General features: G+C 71.2%; 22 protein-coding genes. 11 read left to right on the top strand and 11 right to left on the bottom strand.

Features of this window, described 5'->3' with window-relative positions:
• Nucleotides 1-89: 89 nt before the first annotated feature.
• Nucleotides 90-806, top strand: a complete 717-nt coding sequence (locus tag ABS735_RS34615) for a TetR/AcrR family transcriptional regulator (RefSeq protein ID WP_373904030.1) — start codon at nt 90-92, stop codon at nt 804-806.
• A gap of 312 nt (nt 807-1,118) precedes the next feature.
• Here the strand turns inward: ABS735_RS34615 and ABS735_RS34610 are convergent, their stop codons facing one another.
• The 4 genes from ABS735_RS34610 to ABS735_RS34595 all read right to left on the bottom strand — a co-directional run bounded on the left by ABS735_RS34610 (nt 1,119) and on the right by ABS735_RS34595 (nt 2,635).
• A complete protein-coding gene (locus ABS735_RS34610) occupies nt 1,119-1,451 on the bottom strand; it encodes a hypothetical protein (RefSeq protein ID WP_373904324.1) in 333 nt (110 codons plus the stop codon).
• Nucleotides 1,451-1,591: a helix-turn-helix domain-containing protein gene (locus ABS735_RS34605; RefSeq protein WP_373904304.1), complete on the bottom strand. Its 141-nt coding sequence runs from the start codon at nt 1,589-1,591 to the stop codon at nt 1,451-1,453. The genes ABS735_RS34610 and ABS735_RS34605 overlap by 1 nt, the downstream gene beginning before the upstream one ends.
• Nucleotides 1,592-1,682: 91 nt before the next feature.
• Nucleotides 1,683-2,096: an SRPBCC family protein gene (locus tag ABS735_RS34600; RefSeq protein WP_373904029.1), complete on the bottom strand. Its 414-nt coding sequence runs from the start codon at nt 2,094-2,096 to the stop codon at nt 1,683-1,685.
• A gap of 80 nt (nt 2,097-2,176) precedes the next feature.
• A complete protein-coding gene (locus ABS735_RS34595) occupies nt 2,177-2,635 on the bottom strand; it encodes a MarR family winged helix-turn-helix transcriptional regulator (protein ID WP_373904028.1) in 459 nt (152 codons plus the stop codon).
• A gap of 102 nt (nt 2,636-2,737) precedes the next feature.
• On the opposite strand from ABS735_RS34595, the gene hemB reads away from it, so the two are divergent.
• Nucleotides 2,738-3,730 (top strand): porphobilinogen synthase, encoded by a 993-nt coding sequence (hemB, locus tag ABS735_RS34590; RefSeq protein WP_373904027.1) that lies wholly within the window; start codon nt 2,738-2,740, stop codon nt 3,728-3,730.
• Between the two features lie 49 nt (nt 3,731-3,779).
• Here hemB and ABS735_RS34585 read toward each other — a convergent pair whose 3' ends face one another.
• Nucleotides 3,780-4,529 carry a DUF4232 domain-containing protein gene (locus ABS735_RS34585; RefSeq protein ID WP_373904026.1) on the bottom strand — a complete coding sequence of 250 codons (750 nt, stop codon included), beginning with the start codon at nt 4,527-4,529 and terminating at the stop codon, nt 3,780-3,782.
• Between the two features lie 211 nt (nt 4,530-4,740).
• Here ABS735_RS34585 and ABS735_RS34580 point away from each other — a divergent pair, with 211 nt between their 5' ends.
• From ABS735_RS34580 to ABS735_RS34565, 4 genes are all read left to right on the top strand, one after another.
• On the top strand, nt 4,741-6,114 hold the full coding sequence (locus tag ABS735_RS34580; RefSeq protein WP_373904025.1) for a helix-turn-helix domain-containing protein: 1,374 nt from the start codon (nt 4,741-4,743) through the stop codon (nt 6,112-6,114).
• A gap of 110 nt (nt 6,115-6,224) precedes the next feature.
• Entirely contained in the window at nt 6,225-7,127 is a 903-nt protein-coding gene (locus ABS735_RS34575) for an SAM-dependent methyltransferase (RefSeq protein WP_373904024.1), read from the top strand.
• A gap of 104 nt (nt 7,128-7,231) precedes the next feature.
• Complete coding sequence (locus tag ABS735_RS34570; protein WP_373904023.1) at nt 7,232-8,473, top strand: aminotransferase-like domain-containing protein; 1,242 nt, start codon at nt 7,232-7,234, stop codon at nt 8,471-8,473.
• A 74-nt stretch (nt 8,474-8,547) separates the two neighbouring features.
• A complete protein-coding gene (locus ABS735_RS34565; RefSeq protein WP_373904022.1) occupies nt 8,548-9,393 on the top strand; it encodes an arylamine N-acetyltransferase family protein in 846 nt (281 codons plus the stop codon).
• 37 nt (nt 9,394-9,430) lie between these two features.
• On the opposite strand, the gene argS is transcribed toward ABS735_RS34565, so the two are convergent.
• A complete protein-coding gene (gene argS / locus ABS735_RS34560) occupies nt 9,431-11,194 on the bottom strand; it encodes an arginine--tRNA ligase (RefSeq protein WP_373904021.1) in 1,764 nt (587 codons plus the stop codon).
• A 155-nt stretch (nt 11,195-11,349) separates the two neighbouring features.
• Here argS and lysS point away from each other — a divergent pair, with 155 nt between their 5' ends.
• Nucleotides 11,350-13,098, top strand: coding sequence for a lysine--tRNA ligase (gene lysS / locus ABS735_RS34555; protein ID WP_373904020.1), 1,749 nt, complete (start codon nt 11,350-11,352; stop codon nt 13,096-13,098).
• A 76-nt stretch (nt 13,099-13,174) separates the two neighbouring features.
• Here the strand turns inward: lysS and ABS735_RS34550 are convergent, their stop codons facing one another.
• The 3 genes from ABS735_RS34550 to ABS735_RS34540 all read right to left on the bottom strand — a co-directional run bounded on the left by ABS735_RS34550 (nt 13,175) and on the right by ABS735_RS34540 (nt 16,427).
• Nucleotides 13,175-14,458, bottom strand: coding sequence for a DUF2637 domain-containing protein (locus tag ABS735_RS34550; protein WP_373904019.1), 1,284 nt, complete (start codon nt 14,456-14,458; stop codon nt 13,175-13,177).
• Nucleotides 14,459-14,546: 88 nt separating this feature from the next.
• Nucleotides 14,547-15,398, bottom strand: a complete 852-nt coding sequence (locus tag ABS735_RS34545) for a DUF3558 family protein (protein ID WP_373904018.1) — start codon at nt 15,396-15,398, stop codon at nt 14,547-14,549.
• Between the two features lie 132 nt (nt 15,399-15,530).
• Nucleotides 15,531-16,427, bottom strand: coding sequence for a DUF3558 domain-containing protein (locus tag ABS735_RS34540; RefSeq protein WP_373904017.1), 897 nt, complete (start codon nt 16,425-16,427; stop codon nt 15,531-15,533).
• Between the two features lie 204 nt (nt 16,428-16,631).
• On the opposite strand from ABS735_RS34540, the gene ABS735_RS34535 reads away from it, so the two are divergent.
• Complete coding sequence (locus ABS735_RS34535; RefSeq protein ID WP_373904016.1) at nt 16,632-17,825, top strand: RtcB family protein; 1,194 nt, start codon at nt 16,632-16,634, stop codon at nt 17,823-17,825.
• Between the two features lie 253 nt (nt 17,826-18,078).
• Here ABS735_RS34535 and ABS735_RS34530 read toward each other — a convergent pair whose 3' ends face one another.
• A complete protein-coding gene (locus tag ABS735_RS34530) occupies nt 18,079-18,861 on the bottom strand; it encodes an SDR family NAD(P)-dependent oxidoreductase (RefSeq protein ID WP_373904015.1) in 783 nt (260 codons plus the stop codon).
• 55 nt (nt 18,862-18,916) lie between these two features.
• A complete protein-coding gene (locus ABS735_RS34525; RefSeq protein ID WP_030145264.1) occupies nt 18,917-19,255 on the bottom strand; it encodes a YnfA family protein in 339 nt (112 codons plus the stop codon).
• Nucleotides 19,256-19,415: 160 nt separating this feature from the next.
• Here ABS735_RS34525 and ABS735_RS34520 point away from each other — a divergent pair, with 160 nt between their 5' ends.
• The 3 genes from ABS735_RS34520 to ABS735_RS34510 all read left to right on the top strand — a co-directional run bounded on the left by ABS735_RS34520 (nt 19,416) and on the right by ABS735_RS34510 (nt 23,716).
• On the top strand, nt 19,416-20,528 hold the full coding sequence (locus ABS735_RS34520; RefSeq protein ID WP_373904014.1) for an LLM class flavin-dependent oxidoreductase: 1,113 nt from the start codon (nt 19,416-19,418) through the stop codon (nt 20,526-20,528).
• Nucleotides 20,525-21,175, top strand: a complete 651-nt coding sequence (locus ABS735_RS34515) for an FMN reductase (RefSeq protein WP_373904013.1) — start codon at nt 20,525-20,527, stop codon at nt 21,173-21,175. Before ABS735_RS34520 ends, ABS735_RS34515 begins: the two co-directional genes overlap by 4 nt.
• A 507-nt stretch (nt 21,176-21,682) precedes the next feature.
• Nucleotides 21,683-23,716: an SPFH domain-containing protein gene (locus tag ABS735_RS34510; RefSeq protein WP_373904012.1), complete on the top strand. Its 2,034-nt coding sequence runs from the start codon at nt 21,683-21,685 to the stop codon at nt 23,714-23,716.
• Nucleotides 23,717-23,758 lie beyond the last annotated feature (42 nt).

Raw genomic sequence — 23,758 nt, 5'->3', positions numbered from 1 at the left:
TGTTTCCTGACCGTGGTGCGTGCCGGAGCGGCTTTATTGGTCGCATGGCCAATTGCCTAATTGGTCGCACACTCAATAGCATTCCTCCCATGACGTCAAGGGGTCCGGGCAAACGCGTGCGCAAGACGCCGGTCGAGCGCCGCAACGAGATCGTCACCACCGCTGCGCGGATCGGGCTGACGGAGGGGCTGGAGTGCATCACGCTGCGCCGGGTCGCCGAGGAGCTGGGCGTCCAGTCCGGCCTGGTCGGCCACTACTTCCCGGCGGCCGACAAACTCGTGGCGGAGGCCTTCACGAGTGCCACGATGGCGGAGCTGGACGGACTGCTCCCGGAGCGGCCCACGGGGGCCGATGAGACCGGCGGGCCGACGGGCGCGGAGGCGAGCGCCGAGGGCGTCGCGGAGGGGGCCGCGGAGGGGGCCGCGGAGGACCCGCCGGGCACACTGCGGCGCTTCTTCGGCCTCATCTCGAGCGCCGACTTCGACAACGTCAGCCGACTGTGGCTGAACGCGCGGCACCTCTCCCGCTACCGTCCGGTGCTGCGTGAGCACGTGGTGGAGCAGGAGCTGCTGTGGTGCCGGCGTATCGAGCGGGTCGTCGCCGCCGGAGTGGAGGCGGGGGACTTCCGCTGCGGTGACCCGTGGGCGGCGGCGGTACGCGTCCTCGTCGCCATCGACGGGGCCAGCGCGTACATCAACACCAGCGAGGAGTACCGGGCCGGCCCGCTCACGGGCATGGCCCGTGCCCTCGCGGAGACGGAACTGGGGCTGGCGGCCGGGGCGCTGGGGGCGCGGGACGCCGGCTGAGGCCTGCGTCGACAGGTGGCGGGCCGGTGCGTGTAATGCGCGTGGTGCCGCGTGGCGCCGGTCAAAGAGCAGTGGGCCGGCCGGCGATCGGGCGAGCACCCTTCGTCCAAGGGGTACGCGATGCGTTCATACTCCGCGCCCCGATTCCGGGATCTCGGGATTCCGACCGCGATGCCGACGCAGCGCTTGCGCACGTCGTCGTCCCTCGGTCCCGCATTCCTCATCCTTCGCATCGTCCGGCGTGTGCCGCCCTGTCGCGGCCTGCCGGCCTGCCGCCCCGGAGACACAGAACCGTATGCCCACGTCGTTCCATCAGTCCGTCATCGACGAATTCCGCGCCAACGAGGGGAAGGTCGATGGCCCCTTCGAAGGTGCGGATCCGCCGGCCTGGATCTGCGGCTTCTCGTCGACCGCGAAGACGGCCGCGTTCGCCGGCGGGGCGAGATACAGTCCGACCACGTCACGGATCTTGTCGACCAGCAGCGGGTCCGGAGAGATCTTGAAGGTCTCCCTGCGCCAGGGCCGCAGCCCGAAGGCCCGCCAGATCCGCAGCACACTCGTCGGTGAGATCCCCACCCGCCGGGCCAACTCCCGCTTCGACCAGTGGGTGGCGCCGTCAGGCACCGCTTCCAGCGTGCGCGCCATCACCTCTTCCCCTGGGCGTCGGTGATGGGGCGGGGCACGCCGGGACGCGGCTCATCGGACAGGCCATCGAGACGGCGGTGCAGGAATCTGGTCCGCCACCGGCTCACGGTCCCGCGATCGGTGTCCAGCCGCGCGGCCACCGCGGTGTTGTTCAGCCCGTCCGCGCAGGCCAGCACGATCCGTGTCCGCTTGGCCGGGACTCACGTGGCGATACATGAACTCAAGACCAGATCACCAGGAGGACTCCAGCAGTTCCTTGAGCCGGGCCAGGTCGGCGCAGACCGTCTCGGCGTCGCGCTCGAAGTCGGCGTCGGTCGTCTCCGGCTGTCGGCGGAGGGTGAACACCACCTCGCTCGCCGTGCCGTCGGCGATGACGCGGACCGGGTTGTAGACGGTCTCCCCGGAGGGCAGCGTGACGTAGTGGTCGAGTACGCCCAGGTCGTTGCGCGGGACGAAGGCGACCGTGACCCGGCCCAGGGGGGAGGAGTCCGCGACCCATTCGTCCGCGACCTTCTCGATGGATCCGCCGAGGCCGTGGGCCCACTCGGGCAGGTTGGCCGGGTTCGCGGCGTAGGCGTAGACGTCGGTGACCGTGCGGTCGATGTGGATGCCGAGGTGGAGTGACTCCGTGCCGGTGCTGTTCATGCCGGTGACGGTAGCGGGCCGCCCGCGCCGTTGTCTTGAAGGAATCGGGCATGCCCCGGTCGGACGGCGTCCAAGGGTGCCTAGTGGTGCCAGGCCCGGCCGCCCGTGTTGTGGATGAAGCGCTGGAGCACCTTCATGGTGGTCAGGTACTCCTCGTCGGAGACACCGGCGTGGCGTTCCGTCCACAGATCGTCCTGGAGGGCGGCGGCCTGCTCGAAGAAGGCCCTGCCCTCCGGGGTCAGCGAGAGCCGGCCGTCGGGGTCCTGGACGATCCAGCCCGCCTTGATCGTCGCGTCGATCTCCGACTCCATCGCCTCGGGGCCCGTGTCCAGGTAGTTCCGCAGGAGGTGGGAGATCTCTGCTCCGGTCTTCGGGGTGTCGGCGCGGGCGACCTGGGCCAGCACCCACCACTGGGGCTGGGTCGTGCCGAGTTCGGCGAGGGCCGCCCGGGTGCGGGTGACGACGGCCTTGTACGCCGCCCAGCTCCAGTAGCCGATGGGCTGGCGGATCAGTTCGGCGTCGGTGTGCGAGTAGTCCATGGCGTCGAACGTAGAAGGTGAAGTTTGGTTGAGGTCAAGCGTTCGGCCGGGCCGACTCCCCGTCGGCAAAGGCACGGGTGGGGCGGGCGTAGCGTAGGTGGTATGACGACGTACGGATCCTTTCCCGGCACCCGGCCCCGGCGGCTGAGGACCACCCCCGTGATGCGTCGGATGGTCGCCGAGACCCGGCTGCACCCCGCCGACTTCATCCTCCCCGCCTTCGTCCGCGAGGGCGTGAGCGAGCCGGTGCCGATCGCGGCGATGCCCGGTGTCGTGCAGCACACCCGGGACACGCTGAAGAAGGCGGCCGCGGAGGCGGTCGAGGCCGGGATCTCCGGGATCATGCTCTTCGGGGTGCCGGAGGAGGGGAAGAAGGACGCCGCCGGGACGACCGGGACCGACCCGGACGGGATTCTGCAGGTCGCGCTGCGCGACGTGCGGGCCGAGGTCGGGGACGAGCTGCTCGTCATGTCCGACCTCTGTCTCGACGAGTTCACCGATCACGGGCACTGCGGGGTCCTCGACGATCAGGGGCGGGTCGACAATGACGCCACCCTCGAGCGGTACGCCGAGATGGCGCAGGTCCAGGCCGACGCGGGCGCCCATGTCGTCGGTCCCAGCGGGATGATGGACGGGCAGATCGGGGTCATCCGTGATGCCCTCGACCAGATCGGGCGGGAGGACGTCGCGATCCTCGCGTACACCGCCAAGTACGCCTCCGCCTTCTACGGGCCCTTCCGCGAGGCCGTCGGCTCGTCACTCAAGGGCGACCGGAAGACCTACCAGCAGGACGCCGCCAACGTGCGCGAGTCGATGCGGGAACTGGCGCTGGACCTGGAGGAGGGCGCCGACATGGTCATGGTCAAGCCGGCCGGGCCCTACCTCGACATCCTCGCCAAGGTCGCCGAGGCCGTGGACGTGCCCGTCGCCGCCTACCAGATCTCCGGCGAGTACTCGATGATCGAGGCCGCCGCCGAGAAGGGCTGGATCGACCGCGACCGGGCCATCCTGGAGAGCCTCACCGGGATCAAGCGGGCGGGCGCGCGCAACATCCTGACGTACTGGGCAACCGAGGTCGCTCGCACGCTGCGCTGAGCGACCTGTGCCGGCCCTTCGCACAAGGGATGCGGGTGCGCCGGCCCCTTCAGTACTCGAGCGCGTTCGACACGCTGGTCTGCCAGTAGGTGACGGTCAGCGCGGTGTCGACGTACACGCCGCCGGAGGGCAGCTTGACCCTGGCGATGGAGCCGTCCTCGAAGGGGATGGTGAGCGTGGTCGTCTCGTAGCCGTTCTCGCCGCTGCCGTCACCGGACGACAGGCGCACGCCCGCGTAGCCCGACTCGCCGGGGGCCAGCGTCGTCAGCGACTGCGGCTTGCTGGACTCCGCGACCGGCGGCACCGACTGGGCCTCGCCGAACCGCGCCGCCGGGTACTGCGGCAGCGCGCACGTCTTCGAGCCGGTGTTGACGGCGGTCAGCAGCAGGTGGTTGATCGGGCGGGGGGCGTTCGCCGCGGTGATCCGCACGTCGGACGCGGAGCACTTGCCGGGGACGTCCGAGTCGGAGCCGTCGGAGCTGTTGTCGGCTCCGGCTCCGGCGCCGGAAGCGGAGCCCGAGCCCGAGTCCGATGCCTTGTCGCTTCCTGTTCCGGCGGAACCGTTCGAGCCGTTCGATCCGTTCGAGCCGGAGGAGCCCGTCGAGCCCGTCGAGTCCGTGTCGCCCTTCGCGCCGCCCGCCGGCCGGGCGCTGTTCCCGTCCGGCGACGCGGAGGCGGAGGAGTCGGGCGCCGGGGAGCCCGTGAGCTCGTCGCCCTCGCAGGCCGTCAGGGAGAGCGCGGCCAGCGCGACCGTGGTGGCGGCGAACAGGCGGGTACGGGTGATGCGGCGTGCGGACATGGAAGTTCTCCTTCATACGTGGGAGTTGAGGCGAGCCGCTCGACCGTTCACCGGGAGCGGCTGCTTTGATGACCACAGCTTGCGGTCGTGTTCGTCCCGGCCGCCAGCGATGGGGGAACATGCGGGACGATGGGACGCCAGGAACGCCCTGACCTGCGGGAACGACGTCCCTCTGGGATGCGGTACGGGGATGCGAGGAGAGGGAGGAACGGTGGCGGGGGACGACTTCGCGGGACTGCTTCGGGAGCTGAAGGAGCGGTCCGGACTCAGTTATGGGGCACTCGGCAAGCGGCTGCACATGAGCGGCTCGACCCTGCACCGGTACGTCAGCGGGGAGGTGGTGCCGGTCGAGTTCGCGCCCGTCGAACGCCTCGCCCGCGCGTGCCGGGCGACGCCCGAGGAGCTGCTCGAACTCCATCGCCGCTGGATCCGTGCGGACGCGCTGCGCGGCGTGAAGAAGGAGGAGACCGAGGGCGGCAGCGAGAATGTCCGGGGCGCCGAGGGTTCCGAGGGGGGCTCCGAGGGCGCACAGGGTCCGGTCGCGGACAGCGCCCCGCCGGCACCGTCGGCGACGTCGGCATCAGCGGCACCCCCCGCCCCGCCGGCTTCGGAGGCACCGCCCGCACCGGAGGCCCCGCTCGCATCGGACGCCCCGCGCGCCCTCGACGCACCCGTCCCGTCCCGCCGCCGCGTCCCGCGCGCCGCGCTCTACGCCGCGACCGGCGTCGTCGCCGTCAGTGCCGCCGTGGCGCTCGTGGCGAACCTCGTGGCGTCCCCGGACGACGCCGGCGGGCGCCGCGGTCCCGCCGGGGCCGTCGCGCAGACCTCCGCGTCGCTGTCCGCGAGCGCCACCGCACCGGCGTCCCCGAGTGCGAGCGCCTCCGCGTCGTCCTCCCCGTCCGTCTCCGCCTCCCCGTCCGGCTCCCCCTCCGCGTCACGGTCGCGTCCGGGCACCGCCACGCCGAGCCGTCAGGCGTCGGCCACCGGAACTCCGTTCACCGTGTCGACCAACCCGTACCACTGGGACCTGCCCTGCGACCACGCCTTCCTGGTCGACCGCAGCCCGAAGAACGTGCCGCAGCCTCCCCCGCTGCAGGGCGCCGTCGGCTGGGCCGTTCCCCTCAAGGCGGTCTCCGCGAACCGGCAGGAGGCCGTCCTCACCGTGCAGGGCACCGGTCCCGAGACCGTGATCCTGGAGGACCTGCACGTCCGGGTGGTGAGCAGCGGGCCGGCGCTGGACTGGAACCAGTACGTGATGGGCAACGGCTGCGGCGGCCAGGTGGACACCAAGTCCTTCGACGTCTCGCTCGACCTGGGCACCCCGACGGCGACGCCGATCGGGGGCCAGCGGGACTTCCCGTACAGCGTCAGCGAGTCCGACGCGGAGGTCTTCCACGTCACGGCGCACACCAGCGGGCACGACGTCAGCTGGTACCTGGAGCTGGAGTGGTCCAGCGGCGGCCGGCACGGCATCCTGCGCGTCGACGACCACGGCAAGCCGTTCCGCACCAGTGCCTCCCGGAACGACTCCTACTACGCGTATCCCCTCGGTGGTAAGGGCTGGGAGCTGGTCGAGGGCGGCTGAGGCGGCCCCGGGCACGTGCGTCGGGGCGGCTTCAAGTCGGCCCGGCGGATAGGTTGTTGGCCATCACTTCGGTTCGCTTCGTCAGGTGAGACTCGAAAGGTGGGACGCCCGTGTCCGGTGACGCGCTCAGCCAGGATCCAGCGGAGCTGCGGAGGAGGATCGACAGCAGCAAGGCGCATCCGGCGCGGGTCTACGACGTCTTCCTCGGCGGCAAGGACCACTACCCCGCCGACCTCGGCGCGGCGGCCGCCGGGCTCGCCGCCAACCCGCGCGGCTACCTCGACGTACGGCACAACCGCGACTTCCTGCGGCGCGCGGTGACCGCGCTCGCCCGCGAGGACGGCATCCGGCAGTTCCTCGACATCGGCACCGGGCTGCCGACCGCCGAGAACGTGCACCAGATCGCCCAGCGCATCGCCCCCGGGTCGCGGGTCGTCTACGTCGACAACGACCCGGTCGTCCTCGCCCACGCCCGCGCCCTGCTCACCAGCGGTCCCGAAGGGCGTACGGACTACATCGACGCCGACCTCAAGAGCCCGGCGCGGATTCTCGAACAGGCCGCTCGGACCCTCGACTTCGACCGGCCCGTGGCGCTCTGCCTCGTCGCCGTCCTGCACTTCGTCGAGGACGCGGAGGCGTACCCGATCGTCCGCGAACTGGTCGACGCGCTGCCCGCCGGCAGCCGGCTCGTGCTCAGCCACCTCACCGATGATCTCAACCCGGAGAACGTGCGCGCGGTCCAGCGGACGTACACCGAGCGGGGCTTCACCTTCGTGCTGCGTTCCCGCGAGGACGTCGAGCGGTTCTTCACGGAGAGCGGGCTGGAGCTCGCCGACCCCGGGGTCGTGCCGGTGCACCACTGGCGGCCGGACCACGCGGCGCCGGTGCCGGAACAGCCGGAGGAGTCGTACCTCGCCGGGCTCGACGACATCGAGAAGGTCCGGTACAAGGACATCAACGACGTCACGGACGCGGACATCAACGTGTACGGCGGGCTGGGCGCCAAGGGCTGACGCCCCGGCAGCGGCCGGGGACCCTTCGCCGGCCGTCAGTCGCACGGGTGTCCGGATCGCGGAAAGTCCCTTGTAGACGGCACGTATTTCTTTACGCTGCGCGCATGACCGTGACTGAGAACGCGTCCGCCGCCACCGCCGCCGTGACCGCTCCGCTGCCGCCGCCGGCCGCGCGGGCCCGGTCGATCGGCGGTTCGCCCGTACGGGACATCCTCGCCGTCACGGCCCGCCCCGAGGTGATCAACTTCGCGGGCGGGCTGCCGGCCCCCGAACTGTTCGACGCCGACGGCATCGCCGCCGCCTACCGGGACGTCCTCGCCGAGGCGCCCGCGCGGGCGCTGCAGTACTCCACGACCGAGGGCGAGCCCACCCTGCGGGCCGCGCTCGCCGCCCGCACCTCGGCGCGCGGGCTGGCCACCGGCGCCGACGACATCCTCGTCACCACCGGCTCGCAGCAGGCGCTTTCGCTCCTCGCCACCGCCCTGCTCGAGCCCGGCGACACCGTCCTCGTCGAGCGTCCCTGCTACCTGGCCGCGCTCCAGGCCTTCGGCTTCGCGGGCGCCCGGGTGGTGGCCGTGCCCGGGGACGGGGACGGGATCGACCCCGGGGCACTGGAGGAACTGGTGGTGCGCGAGCGCCCCAAGCTGCTCTACACGGTCCCCACCTTCTCCAACCCCACCGGCCGCACCATGCCCGCCGCCCGCCGCGCCGCCGTGGCCGAGGTCGCCGGGCGGTGCGGGCTGTGGATCGTCGAGGACGACCCGTACGGCGAGCTGCGCTTCGAGGGCGAACGGGTGCCGTGGATCGCCTCCTACGAGGGTGCCCGGGACCGGACCGTGCTGCTGAGCTCCTTCTCCAAGGTCATGGCGCCCGGCCTGCGCCTGGGCTGGCTGCGGGCGCCCGCCGAGCTGCGCCGGGCCTGCGCGGTCGCCAAGCAGGCCGCCGACCTGCACACCCCGACCGTCAACCAGCTCGCCGCCGCCCGCTACCTCGCCGACCGGGACCTGGACGCCCACGTCGCCCGCGTCGCCGCCGCCTACCGGGCACGCCGGGACGCCATGCTCGCGGGACTAGCGGACGCCCTTCCGGCGGGGGCGGCCTGGACCCGCCCCGAGGGCGGCATGTTCCTGTGGGTGCGGCTGCCTGGCTCCTACGACACCACCGCTCTGCTCCCCGACGTCGTCCGGCACGACGTGGCGTACGTCCCCGGCGCGCCCTTCTACGCCGGCGAGCCCGACCGCGCCACGCTGCGGCTCTGCTTCGTCACGCAGACCCCGGACGAGATCGCGGAGGGGCTGCGGAGGCTGGGGGAGGGGCTGCGGGGGGCGGCGCACCGGACGGCTTAGGACCCGCGGCGGGGTCCCGTCGTAGGACCAATTGCCGAGGGCAAGGGTGTCGTCGCCGCACGTACGGTGATGCCATGGCCGACAGTGCACGGACGACGACGACACCCTTCTCCCTGGACGCCTACCTCGAGCGCATCGGGTGGGAGGGCGGGCGGCGGCCCGACACGGCCACGCTCCGCGGCGTGCAGCTCGCCCACCTGAGGACCATCCCCTTCGAGAACCTCGACGCCCTGGGCGGCCGTGCCCCCTCCCTCGACCTCTGCGACCTGATGGCCAAGCTGGTCCACGGCCGCCGGCGCGGTGGCTACTGCTACGAGCACAACACGCTGTTCGCGGCGGCCCTGGAGGCGCTCGGCGTCCGGGTGACCCGGCTGACCGCGCGGGTCGTCGTCGGCGCGGACCGCTTCGAGGACCGCCCGCGCACGCACATGGCCCTCCTCGCCGAGCTGCCCGGCGATCCGCAGCCCCATCTGGCCGACGTCGGCTTCGGCGCCCTCGGCTCGCTGCTGGAACCGGTGCCGCTGACCGCGGACACCGAGTTCCACGACGCCGGACGCCGGCACCGGCTGGTGCACGCACCGCACCGGGGGCCGCTGGAGACGTGGGTGCTGGAGGCGCACGTCGCGGGTGGCTGGCAGGCGCAGTACGCCTTCACCCCGGAGCCGTTCGAGCCGGCCGACTACGAGGTGATCAACTGGCACATCGCCACGAACCCGCGTTCCCCGTTCTCCCGGCGCCCCTACGTCCAGCGGCTCACCCCGGACGCGCACCTGCTCCTCGACGGCGACCGCCTCACCGTCACGCGTACCGACGACGGCACGGTCACCGAACGGAAGCTGTCCGACGAGACGGAGGCCCGCCGGGCGCTGGCGGAGGAGTTCGGCATCGACGCCCCCGAGGGCCTGACGCTGCTGCGGTGAGGGCGGGGGCGGCCCCGCCCTCACCTCCGGGCCGTACTCAGAGGCGCTCGGGCGTCCGGATGCCCAGCAGGGCCATGCCCCGGTGCAGGGTGCGGGCCGTGAGGTCGCACAGGAACAGGCGGTTCTCCGCCACGTCCTGCGGCGGCTGCGGCTTGATCACCGGGCACTTGTCGTAGAACGTCGTGTACAGCGACGCCAGCTGGTACAGGTACGCGGCCAGCTTGTGCGGGGCGTACTCCGCGGCCGACTCGAAGACCGTGTCCCCGAACGCGTCCAGGTGCAGGCCCAGCGCGCGCTCCGCCTCGTGCAGCGCCAGCTCCGGGTGGGCGGCGGGGCGGACCTCGCCGGCCTTGCGGAGGATGGACTGGATCCGGGCGTAGGCGTACTGGAGGTACACGCTGGTGTCGCCGTTGAGCGAGACCATCTGGTCCAGGTCGAACTTGTAGTCGCGGCTCGGCGACGTCGACAGGTCCGCGTACTTCACGGCGCCGATGCCGACCTGCGCGGCCCGCTCCTGGATCTCGTCCTCGGTGAGGTCCCGCGCCTTCTCGCGCACGACCTCCGCCGCCCGCTGCACCGCCTCGTCCAGCAGGTCCTCGAGGCGTACGGTCTCGCCCGCGCGCGTCTTGAAGGGCTTGCCGTCGGCGCCGAGCACCGTGCCGTAGCCCATGTTGTGCGCGGTGACCTCGTCACCGAGCCAGCCGGCCCGGCGGGCGGTCTCGAAGACCATCTTGAAGTGGAGCGACTGGCGCACGTCGACGACGTACAGCAGCGTGGTGGCGTGCAGGTCCTGGACGCGGTTGCGGATCGCGGTCAGGTCGGAGGCCGCGTAGCCGAAGCCGCCGTCGGCCTTCTGCACGATCAGCGGGACCGGCTGGTCGTCCTTGCCGCGGATCTCTTCGAAGAACACCACCAGCGCGCCCTCGGAGCGCACCGCGACACCCATCTCCTCCAGGAGGCGGGCGGTCTCGGGCATGCCCTCGTTGTACGCGGACTCGCCGACGATCTCGTCGTCGCGGATCTCCATGTCGAGCTTCTCGAAGACGGAGTAGAAGTAGACCTTCGACTCGTCCACGAACTGCTGCCACAGCTCGAGTGTCTCCTTGTCGCCGGACTGCAGGGCGACGACCCGCTTGCGGGCCCGCTCCTTGAACTCGTCGTCCGCGTCGAAGACCGCGCGCGACGCCTTGTACACCCGGTTCAGGTTCGACATGGCCTGCTCGCCGTCGACGTCCTCGGCCGGGGCCAGCTCGCCGGGGTGCTCGAACAGGTACTGGATGAGCATGCCGAACTGGGTGCCCCAGTCGCCGATGTGGTGCCGGCCGATCGTCTGCTCGCCGGTGAAGTCGAGCATGCCGCGCAGGGCGTCGCCGATGACCGCGGAGCGCAGGTGGCCGACGTGCATCTCCTTCGCCACGTTCGGCTGGGCGTAGTCGACGACCGTGACGCCCGCGTCCTCCTTCAGCGGCACGCCGAGGCGCTCGCCGTCCGAGAGCCGCGCGGCGAGGTTCGCGGTGATCGCCCGGTCGGCGACGGTGATGTTGAGGAAGCCGGGCCCGGAGACCTCGACGTCCTTGATCAGCTCGTCGCCGGTCGTGATGTGCGCGACGACCTCGGCCGCCAGCTCCCGCGGGTTGGCCTTCGCCTTCTTGGCCAGGGCGAGGATGCCGTTGGCCTGGTAGTCCGCCCGGTCGCTTCGTCGCAGCAGCGGGTCGGCGCCGGCGGCCTCCGGCCGGGTGGCCGTGAGGGCGGACGCGAGCTGCTGCCGGACGGAGTCGGTGAGGGACGTGACCGAGGCCATGGAGTGGTTCGCCGTTCTGCTCGGGTTCCTGGAAGTACTACGGAAACCGAGTATCCCACGCGGTGAAAAGCGGTTTTCGCGGATGCGGGCCGGGCTGGGAGAATGGAGCGGTCAGCCGTGCGACCGTACCGGCTGCCCGAGTCAGAAAGAAGGACGTGCCGATCGTGGCTCAGAGCACAGAGACCACCGACTGGGTCTCCCGTTTCGCGGACGAGGTCATCGCCGAGTCGGAGCGTCGTGCCCCGGGCAAACCGGTCGTCGTCGCCTCCGGACTCTCCCCCTCCGGCCCCATCCACCTCGGCAACCTGCGCGAGGTCATGACCCCGCACCTGGTCGCCGACGAGGTGCGCCGCAGGGGGCACGAGGTCCGGCACCTGATCTCCTGGGACGACTACGACCGCTACCGCAAGGTCCCGGCCGGCATCGCGGGCGTCGACGAGTCGTGGGCCGAGCACATCGGCAAGCCGCTGACGTCGGTCCCGGCCCCCAAGGGCTCCTCGTACCCGAACTGGGCCGAGCACTTCAAGGCCGCGATGGTCGCCTCGCTCGCCGAGATGGGCGTCGAGTTCGACGGCATCAGCCAGACCGAGCAGTACACCACCGGTGTCTACCGCGAGCAGATCCTGCACGCCATGAAGCACCGGCGGGACATCGACGCGATCCTCGACCAGTACCGGACGAAGAAGGCGCCCGCGAAGAAGCCGCAGAAGTCGCAGAAGCCCGTCGACGAGGCCGAGCTGGAGGCCGCCGAGGGCTCCGGCGCCGCCGCCGAGGACGACGGCAGCTCCGGCTCCGCCGGGTACTTCCCGTACAAGCCGTACTGCGGCAACTGCGAGAAGGACCTGACGACGGTCACCGCGTACGACGACGACTCGACCGAGCTGACGTACGCCTGCACCGCCTGCGGCTTCTCCGAGACCGTGCGGCTGAGCGAGTTCAACCGCGGCAAGCTGGTCTGGAAGGTCGACTGGCCCATGCGCTGGGCCTACGAGGGCGTCGTCTTCGAACCCAGCGGCGTGGACCACTCGTCGCCCGGGTCGTCGTTCCAGGTCGGCGGGCAGATCGTCGGCATCTTCGACGGCAAGCAGCCGATCGGGCCGATGTACGCGTTCGTCGGCATCAGCGGCATGGCGAAGATGTCGTCGTCGAAGGGCGGGGTGCCCACCCCGGCCGACGCGCTCCAGATCATGGAGCCGCAGCTGCTGCGCTGGCTGTACGCCCGCCGCCGCCCCAACCAGTCCTTCAAGATCGCCTTCGACCAGGAGATCCAGCGGCTGTACGACGAGTGGGACCGCCTCGACGCCAAGGTCGCCGACGGCAGCGCCCTGCCCGCCGACGCCGCCGCCCACTCGCGCGCCGTCCGCACGGCCGCAGGCGAGCTGCCGCGCACGCCCAGGCCGCTGCCGTACCGCACGCTGGCCTCCGTGGCCGACATCACCGCCGGCCACGAGGACCAGGCGCTGCGCATCCTCGGCGAGCTGGACCCGGCGAACCCGATCGCGTCGCTGGACGAGGCCCGGCCGCGCTACGACAAGGCCGAGGCGTGGATCAACACCCACGTCCCCGCCGACCAGCGCACCATCGTGCGCCAGGAGCCCGACGCCGAGCTGCTCAAGTCCCTCGACGAGCCGAGCCGGCAGTCGCTGCGGCTGCTGCTCGACGGGCTGGCCGACCACTGGTCCCTGGACGGGCTCACCCACCACGTCTACGGCGTCCCCAAGGTCCAGGCCGGCTTCCCCGCCGACGCCACGCCCAAGGAACTGCCGCCGGAGATCAAGACCGCCCAGCGGACGTTCTTCGCGCTGCTGTACCACCTGCTCGTCGGCCGCGACACCGGCCCGCGCCTGCCCACGCTGCTGCTCGCGGTGGGACAGGAACGGGTGCGGACCCTGCTCGGGGAGTAAAGGGAGCAAAGGGAGTAAGCGGTACGCGGAGGGGGCGCCCGGTGTTCGCCGGGCGCCCCTCCGTCGTTGACCACCCTTAGGCGATGTGCTCTTCCTGGAGCTCACGCATGTGGCGCTCGGTGAACGCCTTCACCTTGCGATCGGCCTCACGCGGAGCCAGCGGCACTCCGAAGGTCGCCTCCACGTCGCCCCGGAACTGGGCGACCGTGGGGTAGCTGCCGTCGATCGACTTCCGGAAGACCGTGTAGTAGTCCTCCTCCGTCGGCGGCGGCTCGGCCGTGCCGGCGCCCTCACCCAGCTCACGGGTGCGGCCCGGGACGACCGGTATCGGGAAGCTGCCGGTCTCCTCCGGCGAGGGCTCCTGGAGCGGGGGCTCCTCCTCGTACTGGTCCCGGTACTGGTCGGCCTGCTGCTGCTCCTCGTACCACTGGGCGTACTGCTCGGCCGGATCGTACGTGGGGTCGTAACCGCCCTGGTAGGCGACCTGGCGGGTGTTGAACCAGGGGCTCTGCTCGGGGCCGCCCTCCTCCCCGGCGGCGTTCGGCGGCCGGTCCGCGGGCCGGGGCGCGTCCGCCTCGGGGCCCTTGACCAGCTCGGCACGCTGTCCGGCCGGGGGCGCCGCCTCGGGGGCCGGCTCCTGGGGCCGCGGGGCCGGCGGGAGCAGGGCCGGTTCGATGCCCGCCGCCGCCAGCCCGGAGGGGGCGGTCTGCGCCAGCGGGACACCGTAGCGGGCCAGTCGCAGCGGCATCAGGGACTCGACGGGGGCCTTGCGCCGCCAGGCGCGGCCGAAGCGGGAACGCAGCCGGGCCTGGTAGACCAGCCGCTCCTGCTCCAGCTTGATCACCTGCTCGTAGGAGCGCAGCTCCCACAGCTTCATGCGGCGCCACAGCAGGAACGTCGGCACCGGCGAGAGCAGCCAGCGGGTGAGGCGGACGCCCTCCATGTGCTTGTCGGCGGTGATGTCGGCGATCCGGCCGATCGCGTGCCGGGCGGCCTCCACCGACACCACGAACAGGATCGGGATCACCCCGTGCATGCCCACGCCCAGCGGGTCGGGCCAGGCCGCCGCGCCGTTGAACGCGATCGTCGCCGCCGTCAGCAGCCACGCCGTCTGCCGCAGCAGCGGGAACGGGATGCGGATCCAGGTCAGCAGCAGGTCCAGCGCCAGCAGCACGCAGATGCCCGCGTCGATGCCGATCGGGAAGACATAGCTGAAATTGCCGAAGCCCTTCTTCAGGGCCAGCTCCCGCACCGCCGCGTAGGAACCCGCGAAGCCGATCCCGGCGATGATGACGGCGCCGAAGACGACCATGCCGATGAGAACGCGATGCGTCCGTGTCAGCTGAAGTGGCGCGGCCACCCGTACTCCCCTCCCAGTGCCTGTTGTTGCGCGCAACAGAGTGGCACATGTGTACGGGGAACGGGTGGCCGGTGGGCCCAAGAGACCGTCAGCCCGACTTCGAGGGGGACGCCGAGGCCGACTGGGACGCCGCGTCGGAGGGGGACTTCGGGGCCGACGGCGTGCCGCTCGACTTGCCGCCGCCGGCGGCGCCGTTGGCCTTCGTCACCGCGGCCACCGCCTCCTTGGCCGCCTTCTGCGCGTCCTTCACCAGGTCGTCCGCGTCCGGGGTCTTGTCGCCCGCCAGGCCCGCGCCGTTGTAGTCCACGGTGAGGACGACGTTCTCGACCCGCACCACGACCGTCTGCTGCTTGAAGGTGCCTTCCTTCTTCTTCAGGTCGTAGCGCACCACCGACGCCTCGTCGCCCGTGCCGCTCACCGGGGCCGTCTTGACGCTCTTCGCGCCCTGAGCGGTCTGCGTGTCCTTCAGCTGCTTCTGGTAGTAGTCACGCGCCAGCTTGTCGCCCTCGCCGCGCGTCACGTCCGACTCGAAGCGCAGCATCGACACGCTCAGCCAGCGGAACTGAGAGCCCTTCACGCCGTTGTCGTCGAGACTGTCCCAGGAGCAACTGGCCCGCGTCGCCGTGTCGTCGGACGAGCCCTCCTTGCCGGAGTCGCCCTTCGGCACCAGGTCGTCCAGCGTCTTCTTCGTCACCACCGAACACGGCTCCGGAAGCTTCCGGAACGCCGCCGCCTGCACCGTCGGGGACGGACTCGCCGACTTGGACGCGGCGGACTCCTCCGCGGCCTTGTCCTTGCCGTCTCCTGAGCCGGAGTCCGAGGAGCAGCCGGCTGCCACCAGCATCACGGGTACGGCGGCCGCGCCGACAAGGACGCGGGTGAGTCGCTTCGCTCGCTTCGCTTGCGGGTCTCGCTGGTCACGCTGGGCTCGTAGCTGCATGGTTCCTTCACTCATGGCACTCGTGGTTCCTGCGTTCGGAACGGGTCCGAGGGGCCACGGTACGCGGTGAAGAAATCGTGCGGTCCCGCTTCCGGCGCACCGCGCGCGGGCGCGCGGGAGCACCGGCGGGACTCAACCGCCCAGTGAATCCGCCAGCTGGGAAGCCAGTTTCCGCGCCATGTCCTGCATTTCCTCGCTGTCCGGGACGACTCCGAGCGTCGCCGACTGCTCCGCGTACTCGATGGTCACCATGACGTTCGACGTGCGGAACGCCACAGTCACGGTGCGCCGCTTCGCCGTCGAGCCGGAGCTGCTGAGCGCGTCGTCCACGAACGCCTCGTCGCCCAGGTCGTCGAGGAGCCGGGGCTGGACGTCGGCGGGCGTCTCGTCGGAGGACGCGCTCGACGAGGACGAGGACGAAGAGGAGGACGAGGGGACGGAGGCCGACGACGAGGGCGTGCCGCCCGCACCGGTGGGCGGCTCCCCGGATTCGCCGGATTCCCCGGATTCCCCGGAGGACGAGGAAGGGCTGCCGGACGGGGAGTCCGAGGCGGCGGACCCGGACTCCGAGACGATCGGTTCGGGCAGGTCGGCGGCCTCCACCTGCTTGGCGAAGAGCTGCTCGGCCTCGCTGTCGTCGCTCACGGAGCTGTCGTACGACACCACCCGCTCGAAGTCGACGAAGAGATGGTCGGTGGCCTCCGCAGACTCCACCTTCCAGCGGCAGCCGACCTTGCGGTCCGTGTCGTACGCGAGCGTCGGCTCGCCCGCGTACGCCTTCTCGCGCTGCTCCTCGTCGGCGATCTCCTCGATGCCGGGCAGGAGGGTGTCGAGCGCCTTGTGGCCGACCGCGCCGCACGGCTCCGGAAGGGTGCGGTACTTGCCGGGCTCGGCCGCCTCCGTCGCGACACCGGGCTGCCCGGGGTTCGAGTCGTCCGCCGTGGCGCCGCCGTCCGAGCCGCCGGTGCAGCCGGCCAGCAACGCCGCAAGGAGGGCGGCGACGCCGGGTACGTAGGCCTTCCGCTGCACGGTGCGGCTCCTCTCGCCGGTGTGGCTGTGGTCGGTACTCCAGTGTCCCCGCTGGTTATTCGCTTGCCGCGCGGGGGCGTCCCCTGGAGACAATGTGTATCGCACGCGCCGCCGTGAACGCCGGTCAGTCGTCCCTTTGGCTGCCCTTGGCGCCGGTTTTGCGCTTCGAGACTTCTGTATGTTTTCCGGGGGAATGAGGACGATATGTCGTACGTGGAGATGCCGGGCGCGAAGGTGCCGATCCGGATGTGGACCGACCCGGCGACGGTCGAGGAGGGCGCGCTCCAGCAGCTGCGCAACGTCGCGACCCTGCCGTGGATCAAGGGCCTCGCGGTCATGCCGGACGTGCACTACGGCAAGGGCGCCACGGTCGGCTCGGTGATCGCGATGCAGGGCGCCGTGTGTCCGGCGGCGGTCGGCGTCGACATCGGCTGCGGCATGTCGGCGGTGAAGACCTCCCTGACGGCGAACGACCTCCCGGGCGACCTGTCGCGGCTGCGCTCGAAGATCGAGCAGGCGATCCCGGTGGGGCGGGGCATGCACGACAGCCCGGTCGACCCGGGCTGCTTCCACGGGCTGGCGACGGCCGGGTGGGACGACTTCTGGGGGCGGTTCGACGGGGTGGCGGAGGCGGTCAAGTTCCGGCGGGAGCGGGCCGGGAGACAGATGGGGACACTAGGCGGGGGAAACCACTATATCGAATTGCTGTTCGATGCTGAGGGTGCAGTGTGGCTCACGTTGCACTCCGGATCCCGGAACGTGGGCAAGGAGCTGGCCGAGCACCACATCGGCATCGCCCAGAAGCTCTCGCACAACCAGGGCCTGGTCGACCGCGACCTCGCCGTGTTCGTCTCGGACACCCCGCAGATGGCGGCGTACCGCAACGACCTGTTCTGGGCGCAGGAGTACGCGAAGCACAACCGCACCCTCATGATGGCGCTCCTCAAGGACGTGGTCCGCAAGGAGTTCAAGAAGGCCAAGCCGGTCTTCGAGCCGGAGATCTCCTGTCACCACAACTATGTGGCGGAGGAGCGGTACGACGGCGTGGATCTCCTGGTGACCCGCAAAGGCGCCATTCGGGCGGGCTCTGATGAGTACGGGATCATCCCGGGCTCCATGGGGACCAGTTCGTACATCGTGAAAGGGCTCGGTAACGAAAAAGCGTTCAACTCCGCGTCGCACGGGGCGGGGCGGCGCATGAGCCGGAATACCGCGAAGCGGCGGTTCACGGTTCGGGACCTGGAGACCCAGACCAGAGGAGTGGAGTGCCGCAAGGATTCCGGTGTGCTGGACGAGATCCCGGGGGCGTACAAGAACATAGACCAGGTGATGGGTCAGCAGCGTGACCTGGTCGAGGTCGTGGCCAAGTTGAAGCAGTTCGTGTGCGTGAAGGGATGATGCGAGAGGCCCTCGGGTGACATTGGGGGCCTCTCGCACCGGTCACTGCCCGTTAGGCATGGGTACTTGGCCCGTGCGGAGGCGCCACATGCGGAGGTTGCAGCTCCTTCCGTGTTGGTCAGGTTCTCGGTCGGGACCGGCATCCCGGCCGAGGGCCGTCACGTTGGATGTTGTGGCGTGAGCCTAGATCGCCAGTTCAACAGCCGTTCGGGTAATCGGACCCGCTTCACCCCTGTGAGTTACCCACCCCGCCTCAGCCCTCCCGGTGCACCTTCGTGTTCGACGCCTGGGCGCGGGGGCGGACGACCAGGAGGTCGATGTTGACGTGGGCGGGGCGGGTGACCGCCCACGTGATGGTGTCGGCGACGTCGTCGGCGGTGAGGGGGGCGGCGACGCCCTGGTAGACCTTGGCCGCCTTGTCCTGGTCGCCGCCGAAGCGGGTCAGGGCGAACTCGTCGGTCTTGACCATGCCGGGCGCGATCTCGATGACGCGGACCGGGCGGCCGACGATCTCCAGGCGCAGGGTCTCGGCGAGGACGTGCTCGCCGTGCTTGGCGGCGACGTAGCCCGCGCCGCCCTCGTAGGTGGACAGGCCCGCGGTCGAGGAGACGACCACGACCGTGCCGTCGCCGCTCGCATCCAGCTTGGGGAGCAGGGCCTGGGTGAGGTTGAGGGTGCCGATGACGTTCGTCTCGTACATGCGGCGCCAGTCGTCCGGGTCGCCGGTGGCCACCGGGTCGGCGCCGAGCGCGCCGCCCGCGTTGTTGACGAGGACGCCGACCGTCCTGAACGCGGTCGCGAACTCGTCGACCGCCTCCCGGTCGGTGACGTCCAGGGGGTAGGCCGTCGCCTTGTGGCCGGCCGCCTCGATCTCCTCCGCCAGCGCCTCGATGCGGTCCTTGCGGCGGGCGGTGAGGACCACGCGGTACCCGGCCGCGGCGAGCTGCCGGGCCGTGGCGGCGCCGATGCCGCTGCTCGCGCCGGTGACGACGGCGATACGGGAGGCGGCGGACGGGGCGGCGGCTGCGGTGGCCATGGGCTGCTCCTGGTGGCGTACGGCGGGCGGTGCGGACGGTCGCCGACCAGGGTAGTCAGCCGCCGTTGCGCGGCGCCCACATGATCAGAGCCATCCCGGCGAGGCAGACCAGCGCCCCGGCGATGTCCCAGCGGTCGGGGCGGTAGCCGTCGGCGACCACGCCCCACAGGATCGAGCCGGCCACGAAGATCCCGCCGTACGCGGCGAGGATGCGGCCGAAGTGGGCGTCGGGCTGGAAGGTGGCGACGAAGCCGTAGGCGCCGAGGGCCAGGACCCCGCCCGCCGCCCACAGCCAGCCGCGCTGCTCGCGCACCCCCTGCCACACCAGCCAGGCGCCGCCGATCTCGAACAGGGCGGCGACGACGAAGAGGGCGGCGGAGCGGAGCACGAGCATGCGGGCAGCCTCGCATGCCGGGTACGCGGTCAGTGCGGGCCGGTCGCGCGTCCAGTACACCCCGTGTGTGCGCCGGGCGGCGGACCTGCGGAATAACGGCCGGAGGCGCTCCGTTCCACGGGTATAGTTGAACCGTCAACAACCTGGAGGTTGAGCGATCATGCAGTTCGGCATCTTCACCGTCGGCGACGTCACGCCCGACCCGACCACGGGCCGTACGCCGACCGAGCGTGAGCGCATCAAGGCCATGGTCGCCATCGCGCTCAAGGCCGAGGAGGTCGGGCTCGACGTCTTCGCGACCGGCGAGCACCACAACCCGCCCTTCGTGCCCTCGTCACCGACGACCATGCTCGGCTACATCGCGGCCCGTACCGAGCGGCTGGTGCTGTCCACCTCCACCACCCTGATCACCACGAACGACCCGGTGAAGATCGCCGAGGACTTCGCGATGCTCCAGCACCTGGCCGACGGCCGGGTGGACCTGATGATGGGGCGCGGCAACACCGGGCCGGTCTACCCCTGGTTCGGCAAGGACATCCGCGAGGGCATCAACCTCGCCGTCGAGAACTACGCCCTGCTGCACCGCCTGTGGCGCGAGGACGTCGTGAACTGGGAGGGCAAGTTCCGTACCCCCCTCCAGGGCTTCACCTCCACCCCGCGTCCGCTGGACGGGGTCGCGCCCTTCGTGTGGCACGGCTCCATCCGCTCCCCGGAGATCGCCGAGCAGGCCGCGTACTACGGCGACGGCTTCTTCCACAACAACATCTTCTGGCCCGCCGACCACACCAAGCGCATGATCGAGCTGTACCGGGCCCGCTACGCCCACTACGGGCACGGCACGCCCGAGCAGGCGATCGTCGGCCTCGGCGGCCAGGTGTTCATGCGGAAGAACAGCCAGGACGCGGTGCGCGAGTTCCGGCCGTACTTCGACGTGGCGCCCGTCTACGGTCACGGACCGTCGCTGGAGGACTTCACCGCGCAGACGCCGCTGACCGTCGGCTCGCCGCAGCAGGTGATCGAGAAGACCCTCGCCTTCCGCGACTACGCCGGTGACTACCAGCGCCAGCTGTTCCTGATGGACCACGCGGGGCTGCCGCTGAAGACCGTCCTCGAGCAGCTCGACCTGCTCGGCGAGGAGGTCGTGCCGGTGCTGCGCAAGGAGTTCGCCAAGGACCGTCCGGCGGACGTGCCGGACGCGCCGACCCACGCGTCGCTGCTGGCCGCCAAGGCCGCCGACCAGGAGAAGCAGGAGAAGGAAGGAGCGCGCGCATGAAGCTCGTCGTCGTCTCCGCGGGGCTGAGCGTGCCGTCGTCCACCCGGCTGCTCGCCGACCGGCTGGCCGCGGTCGCCGCCCCGGCCGCCACCGCACCCGAGCCCGCCCCGGCCGACGTCCGGGTGATCGAGCTGCGCGACCTCGCCGTGGAGATCGCGCACACCTTCACCAACGGGTTCCCGGCGCCGGCGCTCACGGACGCGTTCGCCGAGGTCGCCGCGGCCGACGGGCTGATCGTCGTCACGCCGGTGTTCTCGGCGTCGTACAGCGGGCTGTTCAAGTCGTTCTTCGACGCGCTGAGCGTCACCGACGACGACGCCCTCACCGGGAAGCCGGTGCTGATCGCCGCGACCGGTGGCACCGCCCGGCACTCCCTGGTGCTGGAGCACGCGCTGCGCCCGCTCTTCGCCTACCTGAAGGCGGTCGTCGTCCCCACCGGGGTGTACGCCGCCTCCGAGGACTGGGGCGCGGAGGGACTCGACGCCCGGATCGAGCGGGCCGCGACCGAGCTGGCCGCGCTCATGGCGGGGCTGTCGGGGCCGTCGGCGGGCCGCCGGCTGCCCCGACGGGACTCCTTCGAGGAGGTCACGCCTTTCGAGGAGCGGCTCGCCGCGCTGAGCGTTCCTGGCCCGAGCCCGGCATCCTGAGCGCCGGACCGCCGCACCGCACCGTGAGCCGCCGACCGGGTTCTGCCGAAGCCGTCGGCGGCTCACCGGCATTCAAGCACCGGTGAACGCTTCCGGAAACCGGCAATGCGCACAGGTGGCACCCTCACACATCATGGGTGCACGGGGAGCACTGCGGAAGGGGGCGGACGATGACGACGACGGTGACGACGAACAGTCCCTACGTCCGTCCGCTCCACCCGCTCCACCGGCTCCACCCGCTCCACCGGCTCCGACCCGACGAACCCGGCCGAGGGCCCCGCCCCGCCGGTGGCGCGGCGCACGACTGCCGCGCCGGCCGCGGCGTCCACGCCGTCTGAAACCCACGCCTCGCCCCGGACGAAGGCCCGAACCCGCCTTCGCCCGCCCGAACGTGCCACCACACCAACGGCCGGCGCCACCGGCCCGAGCCTCAACAGGCCCGCGCAACAACGGACTTCGCGCCGGTGGCCGCCGCCTCAGCCGTCTCATGCCGTAAGGACGTGTCCCATGGAAGTCATCGGTGTCCTCGCCGTCGTCTGCCTGCTCCTGGTCGTTGTCGTGCTGTTCGGCGTCTCGCGGCTCTTCCGCAAGGTCGAGCAGGGCAAGGCGCTGATCGTCTCGAAGATGCGCAAGGTGGACGTGACCTTCACGGGTCAGGTGGTGCTGCCGGTGCTGCACAAGGCCGAGGTGATGGACATCTCGGTGAAGACGATCGAGATCACGCGGGCCGGCAAGGAGGGGCTGATCTGCCGGGACAACATCCGCGCGGACATCCGGATCTCCTTCTTCGTCAAGGTCAACAAGTCCGTCGAGGACGTCGTCAAGGTCGCCCAGGCGGTCGGCACGGCCCGCGCCAGCGACCGGAACACGCTGCAGGAGCTGTTCCACGCGAAGTTCTCCGAGGCGCTGAAGACCGTCGGCAAGCAGATGGACTTCACCGACCTCTACACCAAGCGCGAGGAGCTGCGGTACCGGATCATCGAGGTCATCGGCGTCGACCTCAGCGGGTACCACCTCGAGGACGCGGCGATCGACTACCTGGAGCAGACGCCGCTGACCCAGCTGGACCCGGCCAACGTCCTCGACGCCCAGGGCATCCGGAAGATCACCGAGCTGACGGCCGTGGAGCACGTGCGCACCAACGAGGCGCGGCGCACCGAGGAGAAGGAGATCACCCGGCAGAACGTCGACGCGCGCGAGGCCGTACTGGAGCTGGAGCGCCGCCAGGCGGACGCCGAGATCAAGCAGAAGCGCGAGATCGACACGACGCGGGCCCGCGAGGAGGCCGAGACGGCGCGGGTGGTGGAGGAGGAGCGGCTGCGCGCGCAGGGGGCGTTCCTGCGTACCGAGGAACAGCTCGGCGTGCAGCGCGAGAACCAGGCCCGTGAGGTCGCGGTCGCCGCGAAGAACCGCGAGCGGGTGATCGCCGTCGAGAACGAGCGCATCGAGAAGGACCGCATGCTCGAGGTCATCGGCCGCGAGCGGGAGACCGAGCTGACGCGGATCGCCGCCGAGAAGGAGGTCGAGGCGGAGAAGCGGGACATCGCCGAGGTCATCCGCGAGCGTGTCGCCGTGGACCGTACGGTCGCCGAGCAGGAGGAGTCCATCAAGAAGCTGCGCGCCGTGGAGGAGGCCGAGCGGCAGCGGCAGGCCGTCATCATCGCCGCCGAGGCCGAGGCGCAGGAGCGGCTGGTCAAGGACATCAAGGCCGCGGAGGCGGCGGAGGCGGCGGCCACCCACCGTGCCGCCGAGGAACTCACCATGGCCGAGGCCCGGTTGAAGAGCGCCGACCTCGATGCGCAGGCCAAGCTGCGGATGGCCGAGGGAATCCAGGCCGAGGCGGCCGCGGAGGGACTGGCGGCGGTGCAGGTCCGCGACAAGGAGGCCGAGGTCATCGAGAAGGCCGGCCGTGCCGAGGCGGAGGCGACCGAGGCCCGGATGCGTGCCGAGGCCGAGGGCGCGCGGGCCAAGGCGCTCGCCGAGGCCGAGGCCATCGGCGGCAAGCTGAAGGCGGAGGCCGCCGGACTCACCGAGAAGGCCGCGGCGATGGCCGCCCTGGACGACGCCTCGCGCGGCCACGAGGAGTACCGGCTGCGGCTGGAGGCGGAGAAGGACATCCGGCTGGCCGGCCTGGACGTGCAGCGGCAGGTCGCCGAGGCCCAGGCCACGGTGCTCGCCACCGGTCTGGAGAACGCGGACATCGACATCGTGGGCGGCGACACGGTCTTCTTCGACCGCCTCATGTCCTCGATCGCGCTGGGCAAGGGCGTCGACGGGTTCGTCAAGCACTCCGAGACGGCGCAGGCCCTCGCCGGGCCCTGGCTGGACGGCTCGTCGAGCTTCACCGACGACCTGACCCGGGTGCTGGGCTCGTTCTCCACGGCCGACGTGCAGAACCTCACGGTGTCCGCGCTGCTGATGAAGCTGATGAAGTCGGGCGGCACGGACGCCGGGCAGGTGCAGCGCCTCCTGGACCGCGCCGGTGAACTGGGCCTCGCCGACACCCCGCTCACCGCCCTGAACGGCACGGCCAGGGTCTGACCGGCCTCTACGACCGGCCACCACAGACCGGGTGCCGAGGCC

This window comes from Streptomyces sp. MMCC 100, assembly GCF_041538145.2.
Classification (GTDB): domain Bacteria; phylum Actinomycetota; class Actinomycetes; order Streptomycetales; family Streptomycetaceae; genus Streptomyces.
Note: the sequence above shows the minus strand (reverse complement) of the source record. Positions and strands in the feature narration are given on the sequence as shown.